8 protein-coding genes are annotated in these 11,317 nt (G+C 38.0%); 3 read left to right on the forward strand and 5 right to left on the reverse strand.

All coding sequences use genetic code 11. The features are described from left to right. Positions 1 to 349: 349 nt before the first annotated feature. Both ABMY41_RS04095 and ABMY41_RS04100 read right to left on the reverse strand, forming a co-directional pair. Positions 350 to 1,312 carry a hypothetical protein gene (locus tag ABMY41_RS04095; protein ID WP_058584343.1) on the reverse strand — a complete coding sequence of 321 codons (963 nt, stop codon included), beginning with the start codon at positions 1,310 to 1,312 and terminating at the stop codon, positions 350 to 352. Between the two features lie 14 nt (positions 1,313 to 1,326). After that, on the reverse strand, positions 1,327 to 2,565 hold the full coding sequence (locus ABMY41_RS04100) for an AAA family ATPase (protein WP_175081417.1): 1,239 nt from the start codon (positions 2,563 to 2,565) through the stop codon (positions 1,327 to 1,329). 769 nt (positions 2,566 to 3,334) lie between these two features. On the opposite strand from ABMY41_RS04100, the gene ABMY41_RS04105 reads away from it, so the two are divergent. Beyond that, positions 3,335 to 4,549, forward strand: coding sequence for a hypothetical protein (locus ABMY41_RS04105; RefSeq protein WP_054563104.1), 1,215 nt, complete (start codon positions 3,335 to 3,337; stop codon positions 4,547 to 4,549). A gap of 58 nt (positions 4,550 to 4,607) precedes the next feature. Here the strand turns inward: ABMY41_RS04105 and ABMY41_RS04110 are convergent, their stop codons facing one another. Further along, on the reverse strand, positions 4,608 to 5,483 hold the full coding sequence (locus ABMY41_RS04110) for a DNA replication terminus site-binding protein (protein ID WP_251602246.1): 876 nt from the start codon (positions 5,481 to 5,483) through the stop codon (positions 4,608 to 4,610). 435 nt (positions 5,484 to 5,918) lie between these two features. On the opposite strand from ABMY41_RS04110, the gene ABMY41_RS04115 reads away from it, so the two are divergent. Beyond that, entirely contained in the window at positions 5,919 to 7,268 is a 1,350-nt protein-coding gene (locus tag ABMY41_RS04115; protein ID WP_349274189.1) for a 3-deoxy-7-phosphoheptulonate synthase class II, read from the forward strand. Positions 7,269 to 7,330: 62 nt separating this feature from the next. Here ABMY41_RS04115 and ABMY41_RS04120 read toward each other — a convergent pair whose 3' ends face one another. Further along, positions 7,331 to 8,140, reverse strand: a complete 810-nt coding sequence (locus tag ABMY41_RS04120; protein ID WP_058584340.1) for a pyruvate, water dikinase regulatory protein — start codon at positions 8,138 to 8,140, stop codon at positions 7,331 to 7,333. Between the two features lie 152 nt (positions 8,141 to 8,292). Between ABMY41_RS04120 and ppsA the strand changes: the two genes are divergently transcribed. Beyond that, positions 8,293 to 10,668, forward strand: coding sequence for a phosphoenolpyruvate synthase (gene ppsA, locus ABMY41_RS04125; protein WP_251602248.1), 2,376 nt, complete (start codon positions 8,293 to 8,295; stop codon positions 10,666 to 10,668). A 392-nt stretch (positions 10,669 to 11,060) separates the two neighbouring features. Here ppsA and ABMY41_RS04130 read toward each other — a convergent pair whose 3' ends face one another. Continuing rightward, a complete protein-coding gene (locus ABMY41_RS04130) occupies positions 11,061 to 11,270 on the reverse strand; it encodes a PGPGW domain-containing protein (protein WP_175079942.1) in 210 nt (69 codons plus the stop codon). Positions 11,271 to 11,317: the final 47 nt, after the last annotated feature.

Here is an 11,317-nt window from a genome sequence, read left to right on the forward strand (position 1 = left end):
CACTATTGAGCAATATTGGACTGGTTGGAGCTGATAACTTGGTAAAAACCTGCTTTAAAATAAAATCAAAGCTGAAAACTGACATGCTGAGCATTTAACAAACAACAATCGCACAAGATATAAACAGGTTAATAACAATGCAGGGGCTTTACAGATCAATTTTTTACTAAGCAATCTAATTATGAAACGAAAAACCCTGTAAAGGGGTTATTAGTTGGTAAAAAACTGATCTGAGAGTGTAATAAGTACCAATTTTACTGGTAATAGATCAATATTTTACTAACGAAAGGAAAGGGGGAGATCACGCTTTTACTAACAGTAAAAGCGTGAGAGATCATTCTTTTACTAACTAATTAAAGCTATTTAATAGCTTAGTTAGCTGCTCTAAGCGTTTGTCTGTCATCACTTTATTATCGATTTTCACAGATAAATCACCGCTTTTGATGTTACGTTGTACGCTGACAAACTCACTATCAATAAGGGCTTCGCGACGGCTTGGCGCTGCAGGCTCAGCAGTTAATAGCTTGGTAATTGCAAGAGCACGTTTATCATCACTGCTAATTTGCGCTATTTCGCTATCACTACTTACGTCATTGACAAGCTTGGTAAACAGCTGCTCATCACGCTCTTTGGCACTAATAAGCTTTTTAGCTACTTCACGGCCAACATGATTCGCTGTTGGGTAAAGACTTAAAACCTCAGAAGGTAGGTTCTCATACGCTTTGATAGCATCAGCAATAGCAGTGTGTGATACACCCTCAATTGCCGCAATTTCACGATAAGAACCTTTTTTACCCTCAGCAATAAGCTCATCACGGGTCTGTTGATATGCTTGACCTAGCTCCCATAGACTTGGGGCAATGTATTGATCAGATGATACAGCAAGAATTTTAGCATCTTGATCTGTGAAATCTTCAGAGCTTAAAACTAAGTAATCAGAGTTACTTAAGATACATGCTTTACGACGACGAGAGCCTGCTAATACAAGCATTTCGTCACCTTTATCCCAACATAGGGCAGGGTGCTGATTACGGCCGTCTTCGGCAATTGCAGGAAGGATATCGGCAACTGACTTTTCATTTAGTAATGATTGTACACGGCGGTTTTTACCATAGACCTTTGTTTTAGCTTCAATTTCTGAGCTTGGAATAACCTTACACACCAAAGTAATTTGACGTGTAGGATCGCTTGGAGCAGGCATACTGATAACATCACCAGCTGAAGCTTGCTCTAGCAAAGCATCTAAACTGCTACTTTCGATAGACGTTGAAAAAGGGTCTAAGCTGGTATCGTTTTTACGTTTTTTAGCCATTTTTATTAATTACCTTACTTAGCTGTATTTAGAGACGATTGAGTTGACTGCCAATTAGAACGGATCAGCATTTCAAGTTCATCTACAACATCTTTGATATTTTCTTGCGCACGAAGTAGTGACTCACGACTAGCTAAGCTATCTGACGTTTTTTGATCAAAAATGGTATTAAAAGAAGATGAGCTGGCGGTAATTGCCGAGCTATGATTGATTGGGTAACTCATTACTTGACGACCAAATGCACTACGAACATCTTTAACGATGTCGCGCTGTGAATGGTTCCCTTTAACATAGTTAGTTACTAAGAACTGCATGAAGTCCCAACCTTGGTGGCCAAGCGCAGCAACTGTATGGTAAATCTCGCCTAATCGCTTTAAGTATTTATTGTTTGCATCAAAGTCTACAGCTTCAGGATGAACAGGGATAAGCATCGATGTAGAAGCCATTAATGCATTATAAAACATAAAGTTAAGTGATGGAGCTGTATCAATTAGAATAATATCAAATTGATCTTTTACCGGTTCAATAACTTTTTCGAGCAATTTATGATAGTGACGAGTTTTATCATAACTAGAGCTATCTTTTAATAAAGTTGCTGTTTCATGCTCGAAGTAAAAATCATCCATACCAGAAGGCAAAATACGAATATTAGGTATATGGGTAGGTAAGAAAGAGTTTGATACTAATTCATCCCAGGTTTCATTTTCATCGAGTTCAATACAGTCACGCATTAAGTCACCCACAGTAATTGGGTCTGGCTCACTTGGTGGGAAAAAACTTGATGAAGAACCTTGTGGATCAAGGTCAATAATACCAATTCTGTAACGTTTTATATTGGTAGTAGCAAGTGCAGCGGCAATATTTACCATGCTGGTAGTTTTACCACAACCACCTTTTAACGAGTTAATAACGATAACTTGTAATTTATCATCAACTGTACGATGATCAGGCTTAATATCCATGATATCAGCCATAGCAAAAATATTGACCAAGGTATAAGCGTAGTGGCCATTTGCACCACGTTTGATATCAAGTGCATCAAAGTCACCATTATCATGACGTCGTTTTAAGGTACGATTATTACAACCTAATAAGTCAGCGGCTGCTTTTTGCGTATAAGTACGAAGTTCTTTTTCTTCAGACTTTAAATGGGCACGATAATGTTGAATACGTCCTTCTAGCGATTTTTCAGCAACTTCTGCTGTCGCTTTTAGTAACCTATAAGTGGCTAGCGCATTATTATTGATAGACATACTTTCTTCCTCAAAGTTATGCTTTAAGTATAATGTCCATTCAAATTGCTGTAAACAAGTATTTAAGGCGACATACCTTTTATTTATGAGACATTTAATAAAAATTTGTAACTTTACTGATACTAAGTATAAATAAGTAAGTTTAATATCGGTTAAGTATATAGGTATATAAGGTTGAGATACTAAAATAGTGAAGCATATGACTGATTTCATTAAATATTTAGTAAAAAGCCAGATCGTGTTTTTACTTGGTAAAGATCAGATCTCTAATGACTCGCAGATCAGCCAATTACTAAGCAAAAAATGAGCTTTCAACTTATGCACAGCTTAACCACTGCTTTACTCACAAAAATAGTGGTGTAGATCAACTTTTTACTAACTAAATTATAAAGTTATGCACCGAGAGCATGACTAAAATGCACAATAAGTTGGTATGGATCTGATCTATAGTTGGTACAGATCAGATCTATGCTAACTTAAGAGCTGTTTATCCACATGGAGTTTTAAAAAAGCGATTTATGTCGTGTTAAATCGCTTTAAAAAGGTGATTAACAGGACATAATCTGAACTGAGTTAGTAAAATCGCGACCTATCAACTATAACTTAGTAAAAATCTGATCTGAAAATCAGCAATTACGAAACAGTTAGTATAAAACTGATCCGAAGAAATTAATTATGATCGGATCAAGTTTATACTAACTTAAACATTTAACTTTTGAAGTTTTATGTGTTGTTATTAACTGTCGAAGAAAAATTGGAAATAAGAACAATGAGCCGAAAGGTCAACATCTCGGTAGATAACTTACCCGATACATTACGCGGGCAGATCCACGGGGTGGAAAGTGCAATAGATAATGAAAGTCTTGCACTATTTACAGACAACAAAGATGTGCGTGTTTCAATTGAAAATGCTGCACATGGTTTGAGAGCTTACTCAAATACATTTAATCATTATGATCTATGGGGACGATTTGTCCGTTCTGGTCATAAGAAGCTTCCGGTTGAAGAAGCACCAAAGAAAACCATCGTTACACGAAAAATCTCTGAAAAAGTAGACGGCATTCTATATGATGGTGAAATCAAAATTACACCTGCGGTAGTAAGCACAAGAAAAGATGGTGAAGATGTTGAATATCTTGTTTGGCCATCTGATCGTGAAGAAAAGGTCGAACGTGCTTTAATTCGATTAGCCTCTAAAGGTAAAATTGTAAAAATCAATTTTAAGTCTGGTATTCAATACGCAGTTGTTTTTTCAATGAATGAATTAGCGCAAGAGCTGAAAGCTGTTGGTCAGTCGATGCCTTATCCGCAAATCAAAGAATCATTAGAAGCATTACAAGGTTCTAAACTTTCTTTTAAATATTCAGCAACAGATACGCGTAACTCGGATATTGATGACTCATTTTACGAATCGAACATGAACTTTTTATCGTCGCTTCATTTTAGTGGTAAGAAAGGTCAGGGTGGTAACGTAAAATGTGTAGCTTGTTTAAATGCCTTCGTTCATAACATGATCGATAACCTTGAATACAAAGGTTACTACTTTAATAGTGCTCAAGAATTAAAACGTGGTTTATCTCGTTGGATGATGCTTCGTTTATATCATTTATGGCGTTATGCGGCACCGGGTAAGACCTACCATTTCCGACTATTATCGATTATGGAAAAATATGGCTCTATTTATTCAACAGACGAAATTACCGAGAATAAATTAAAAGCATTGCGTCGTGATATGACAACGACAATGAAAGACTTAATTGAGAAAGGTGCAATCTCTGAATATAACATTACCAATGTTAAAGATGACAAAACGGGTAATATTATTGATTACACATATGAGATGCATCCATCTGATCAATTTTGTGATGAGATTCTTACGCTGAATAAGCATAACAAACGAATCGAAATTCAAGGTGGTAAGCGCATTGTTGAAAATGCTGTTTTAATCGATGAAGATAAAATTGAAGAAATAGTAGAAGACTAAATTTTTAAATACTGCTAACTATAAAGAAAAGGCCACATATGTGGCCTTTTTAACATAATCAATCTGTTACTTGTTCTAAGTAAAGTCTATCAACTAAGAAATCATATTCTCTTTTTCGAGGATGACTTTCTGGTTTTTGGTAATCAGATAATGTACCAAGTTTTACATCTGGTTCTGGGTTTATCAAAATAAAAGGTAAAGCAGCACTGACATGATATCGGTTTTGAGCTGTATACCTTACATTAACTTGTGGACTAACTCTTGTTGGTCTACGAATTCGTAATTTTTCTTTATCACCTAAACTTGCAACACGACTTTGCTCTTGAGCAACAAGCGCTTGCCAAGAGTGTTGGTCGATCATTCTTGGATTAGAATAACTAGCCGATTTATCGAGCATTGCTAAGGCCATTTTTTTAGTTAGCGTTTTAGTTGCGTGTTTGTGCATCCAAGTAAAACGAACAGAGTAGGGCGATTCAGTTTCAAAATGGATCTTACGATATGCAGCAAGTGTAATGAGATTAGGCACAGCATTGTGAACCGCTTCAAATCGTGCATCATTATTATCGATAGCTATTACACTATTTTTAAAATCAGCTTTGGCTTTATTTAATTGATTTATCCTTGCAATGAAATGTTGCTTATCGACATCTTTTAAAACTAATAAACCTGGATGTCTTTTTAATACTCGACTACTTAATCCTGTCTTTTTATAAAAATCACCATATGAATTTAGAATTAACTTATGAGCATCATCGCCTTCAATTTTTTGTACACTAATTGAAGAAGGGACTTTCTTTTCGTCGTTTATATCGATCTCTGGCAATTGATAATATGATGCCTTATGAAAACCCACTTCCTTTAATTCTTCACAAAACAAATGAGTTAACTCACTTACTAAATCAAACTGACTGCGTATTTCTAACTTCGTACTCATAGGAACACATCTTACTTTTTGTTATTTGAATTGTAACCTTTTCCTCTGATTACTTAAAGTTAAATTTTTATCAATGCCGACCTAATCTTCAAGTTTTATGTAGTATGATGTGTTCTCTTTATTGTTTGCTAGTACAACTTTTGAATTTGATCAATGTAGGACCTAAAAAGTATATTTTAAGCATGTAAAGCTAAGGTTACAGTAAGGCTTTGGTTAAGTAAGATGTGTTCTTGTGCTGTGTAGGAACGAATAAGGTGGTCAATGAAGTGTAACCAACTGGTTTGAAACAAAAAAATATTGGAACCCTAATTGTTAATTTCGAAACTATTTATCAAATAACGAAATAATCGTAAATAGCTGAATATTGTCCTTGAACTTAGTACGTGCAATAAGTTAGTTTTCGTTAACGGTCTATGTTAGGAATGAGGAAAGAACATGCAATCGTGGAAACCAGACAGCTGGAGAAAACTGCCGATACTTCAGCAGCCAGAGTACCCAGATCAAGAAGCCCTTAAATCTGTTGAAGGGCAATTAAAAAGCGCACCACCTTTGGTATTTGCCGAAGAGACGCGTAGCTTATACAAACAACTAGAAGCTGTATGCGAAGGTAGAGCCTTCTTATTACAGGGTGGTGATTGTGCAGAGTCATTTAGTGACTTTAATGCCGCAAATATCCGCGATACATTTAAAACCCTTTTACAAATGGCCATTGTTTTAACTTATGGTGGTAAATGCCCTGTAGTTAAAATTGCGCGTATGGCAGGTCAGTACGCTAAGCCTCGCTCATCAGATTACGAAACAATCGACGGTGTTTCATTACCTTCGTACCGTGGTGATATCATCAATAATTTTGAATTCACAGAGCAAGCACGTGTACCTGATCCACAGCGATTGATGACGGCTTATCATCACAGTGCTGCAACGCTGAATTTATTACGCGCATTCGCTCAAGGTGGTTTAGCCGATTTACATCAAGTAAACCGCTGGAACATGGGCTTCGTTGCAGCTAATCCGCTTAAAGAGAAATACCAACAACTAGCTGACAGAATTCAAGATGCGCTTGAATTTATGGAAGTGTGTGGTATCGACTCAACCGTTGCACCGAGCTTAAAAGAAACAGACTTATTTACATCACACGAAGCCTTGTTATTAGGATATGAAGAAGCACTAACACGCCGTGACCACTTATCAGGTGATTGGTACGATTGTTCTGCACACTTTGTTTGGATTGGTGAACGTACACGTCAACTTGCTCATGCACACATCGAATTTTTTAAAGGTATTAAAAACCCAATTGGTGTGAAGGTTGGCCCAGGCATGGACCCAGATGAGCTAATCAAACTTATTGATGCCGTTAACCCAGATAACATTCCAGGTCGCTTAACGTTAATTACACGAATGGGCGCTGATGTTCTTCCAGAGAAACTACCTGCACTAGTACGTAAAGTACAACAAGAAGGCCGTAAAGTTATTTGGAGCTCAGATCCAATGCATGGTAATACAGAGAAAGCGAGCTCAGGTTATAAAACACGTAGCTTTAATAATATTCTTCGTGAAATTAGCCAGTTCTTCGCAGTACACAAAGCTGAAGGTTCATACCCTGGTGGTGTTCACCTTGAAATGACTGGTCAGCACGTGACTGAATGTACTGGTGGTGCGTATGGATTATCTGATGAAGATTTAGCACAACGCTACCGCACACAGTGCGACCCACGTTTAAATGCGGATCAAGTTTTAGAACTAGGTTTCTTAGTTGCTGATTTATTAAAAGACGCACGTAAGTAACACTAAGTTATTCAAAAAAAGGCTGCACATTGCAGCCTTTTTTATGTCCGATACTAAATAAGTTAGTACTTACGTCTTTCAAGTCCAGTATCAGATATAATCTTTGCAGAAATTTCTTCTACTGAATGATGAGTTGAATTTAAAAATTGAATCTTCTGCTTTTTATAAAGCATTTCTACTTCACGTACTTCGATACGACATTGTTTTAAAGATGCATATTTTGAATTTGCCATACGTCGCTGGCGAATATCGGCAAGGCGAACAGGGTCAATCGTTAAACCAAAAAGTTTATGTTTGTAAGCTTTTAAACACTCAGGCAGGGTGCCTCTTTCTAGATCATCTTCTGTTAGCGGGTAATTGGCTGCTTTAATGCCATACTGTAATGCCAAGTATAAACTAGTAGGTGTTTTACCGCTTCGGCTAACACCCACTAAAATAATGTCGGCTTCAGAGTAGTTTTTAATGTTAGCGCCATCATCATTGGTCAACGCATAGTTAACAGCATCAATACGAAAATCATAACTTTTCTCGTGCATTGAATGCGTTCTATGAACCTTCGGTACTGGCGCAACTTTTAACTCTTGAGAAATTTTATCACTGTATTGTGATAAAAAGTCATAACACACCGCGCAAGACGATTTTATAATTTCACTTAGCTCGTGGTTTACAAAAGTGAAGAACACGAGTGGCTGTTCACCATCACGTTGCGCTGTTGAATTAATTAAGTTCTTAACTTCAATTGCTTTTTTTTCTGTTTCAACAAAAGGAATTGTTTTGTGATTAAACTCAACAGGAAACATAGATAAGGTCGCATGACCAAACACTTCAGAGGTGATTGCTGTTCCATCAGAAATATAAAATGCAGTTCTCATATTTAACCTTTTTATTACCTTTATCTGCAAAATAGGGGCTTCACGGTTTACGTGAGGTCTGTTGCCAGTGTAGAATGACTACGACCTTTTTAGAAGGTTTTCTTTCTTAACTCTCACAGTTAGTACTACAATTTGTTTATGGAGAAAGATCCGTGCAAGAATACGTTCTCTGGTATCAAGAGCTTGGTATGCAAGATGTTCCTCGTGTTGGCGGTAAAAACGCTTCACTAGGTGAAATGATCTCAAACCTAGCTAACGCTGGTGTTCAAGTGCCAGGTGGTTTCGCTACAACCGCTGATGCATTCAATGAGTTTCTAGAGCAATCTGGTTTAAACTCAAAAATCCACGATATTTTAGACACATTGGATGTGGATGATGTAAATACACTCGCTAAAGTCGGTGCCGAAATCCGCCAATGGATTATCGATACACCATTCCAACCAAACCTAGACCAAGCCATCCGCGACGCATATAGCCAACTACACGGCGACGCATCACAAGATGTTTCATTTGCAGTTCGCTCATCTGCTACAGCAGAAGACATGCCAGACGCTTCATTCGCAGGACAACAAGAAACGTTTTTAAACGTACGTGGTATTGATGCAGTAATGACTGCTATCAAACACGTGTTTGCCTCACTATTTAATGATCGCGCTATTTCTTACCGTGTTCACCAAGGTTATGACCACCGTGGTGTTGCATTATCAGCTGGCATCCAACGCATGGTTCGTTCAGATAAAGCAGCTTCAGGTGTTATGTTCAGTATTGATACTGAATCTGGCTTTGAAGATGTTGTATTTGTCACTTCAAGCTATGGTCTTGGTGAAATGGTTGTACAGGGTGCTGTAAACCCAGATGAATTTTATGTTCATAAACCAACGCTTGCTAACGGTAAACCTTCAGTAGTTCGCCGTAATATTGGTTCAAAAGCAATTCAAATGATTTACTCTGCGGATGAATCACATGGTAAGCAAGTAGAAATTGTTGATGTAGATCCGTCACTTTCAAACAAATTCTCAATCACAGATGCTGAAGTTCAAGAACTTGCAAAGCAAGCTGTGATCATCGAAAAGCACTACGGTCGTCCAATGGACATCGAGTGGGCAAAAGACGGCAACGACGGTAAACTTTACATCGTTCAAGCACGTCCAGAAACAGTTCGTTCAAACGAAGACGCTAACGTTATGGAGCGTTTCCAATTAAATGGTACAAGCACTGTTGTTGCTGAAGGCCGTGCAATTGGTCACAAGATTGGTTCAGGTACAGTACGCGTACTAGATTCAATTGATGAAATGGACAAAGTACAACAAGGTGACATTCTAGTTACTGACATGACTGACCCAGACTGGGAGCCAATCATGAAACGTGCCGCTGCGATTGTTACAAACCGTGGCGGTCGTACTTGTCACGCGGCAATCATTGCACGTGAATTAGGTATTCCTGCAGTTGTTGGTTGTGGTAATGCAACTGATTTAATTCAAGCAGGTCAAGATGTAACTGTTTCGTGTGCCGAAGGTGACACAGGTTATATCTACGAAGGTATTTTAGATTACGAAGTACTTACTTCACGTGTTGATGAAATGCCAGAGTTACCAATGAAAGTTATGATGAACGTAGGTAACCCTGATCGTGCATTTGACTTTGCACGCTTACCTCATGCAGGTGTTGGCCTTGCGCGTGTTGAATTCGTAATCAACCGTATGATTGGTGTTCACCCTAAAGCACTTCTTAACTTTGATGCTCAATCTGACGAACTAAAAGCTGAAATCTCAGAAATGATGGCAGGTTATGAATCACCTGTAGAATTCTATATTTCTAAGCTTGTTGAAGGTATTGCAACACTAGGTTGTGCGTTTGCACCTGAGCGTGTCATTGTTCGTATGTCTGACTTTAAGTCAAACGAATATGCAAACCTTGTTGGCGGCCAACAATATGAGCCGGAAGAAGAAAACCCAATGATTGGTTTCCGTGGTGCAGCACGTTATATCTCTGAAGATTTCCGTGACTGTTTCGCGTTAGAGTGTGAAGCGATTAAACGTGTTCGCAACGAAATGGGTATGACTAATATTGAAATCATGATCCCATTTGTTCGTACGCTTGAAGAAGGTAAGCGCGTTATTGAATTACTAGAAGAACATGGCCTTAAACGTGGCGAAAATGGTCTGAAAGTAATCATGATGTGTGAATTACCATCAAACGCGTTACTTGCAGATGAGTTCTTAGAATATTTTGATGGTTTCTCTATCGGTTCAAACGACTTAACTCAGTTAACATTAGGTCTTGACCGTGACTCAGGTTTAATTGCGCATCTATTTGATGAGCGTAACCCTGCAATCAAGAAACTATTATCAATGGCTATTCAAACTGCTAAAGCAAAAGGCAAATACGTAGGTATTTGTGGTCAAGGTCCTTCAGATCATGAAGACTTTGCAGCTTGGTTAGTTGAACAGGGCATTGATTCTGTTTCTCTGAACCCAGATACAGTATTAGAAACTTGGTTATATCTTGCTAAGAAATTAGCCGACTAAGTACTTTATTTAACTAAAATAAAGATTCTAATATAAAAAATGCCAGCACTTAGCTGGCATTTTTGTTACTTCGATGGGCGTGTTGACCTTTTATGATTGATTTTGCAGCAGTGTGTTTGGTATTTAGGCAAGGCAGAGCCTGTGTAGTGTGGTTTTTTGACATAAATAGGCGATAACGCAGCATCAATGCCAAACACGCGTTGCCCTTCTGGTTCTTTCTAGGGGCGATTAACTCTTTGTTACCTACATAAATGTAGGTAAGGAGCGTGAGCAGGACGCGGTAGCTTTGCTCGATTTTTACTTAGCCCACTAGGTTACAAATCTCGCGCCGCGATTAAATCGCCCCTAGAGTAAACAAAGTCTAATCTACAAAGGGCAACTCGCCCTTTAAATCAGCGAGCAAGTTTTTTATCGATATAAGCACATGACTTAGTCAGAGCCTTTTGGCACACGGTTAAATAATCACGCGCTTTAGGATAATAAAAAGATAAACAGAAAAGCCCTGCAATAAAGAAGATCAGCGACGGTCCGGGAATAATGACAAAAACTAAACCTAATAACATGCACAAGGCACCTAAACTGATTAATGCAATTTTTTTCATCTGACTATCTCATTTGCTGCTTTAATAAACAGTATAAAAGTATTGCC

It is taken from the genome of Pseudoalteromonas sp. BZA4, from assembly GCF_040104395.1.
Lineage (GTDB): Bacteria > Pseudomonadota > Gammaproteobacteria > Enterobacterales > Alteromonadaceae > Pseudoalteromonas.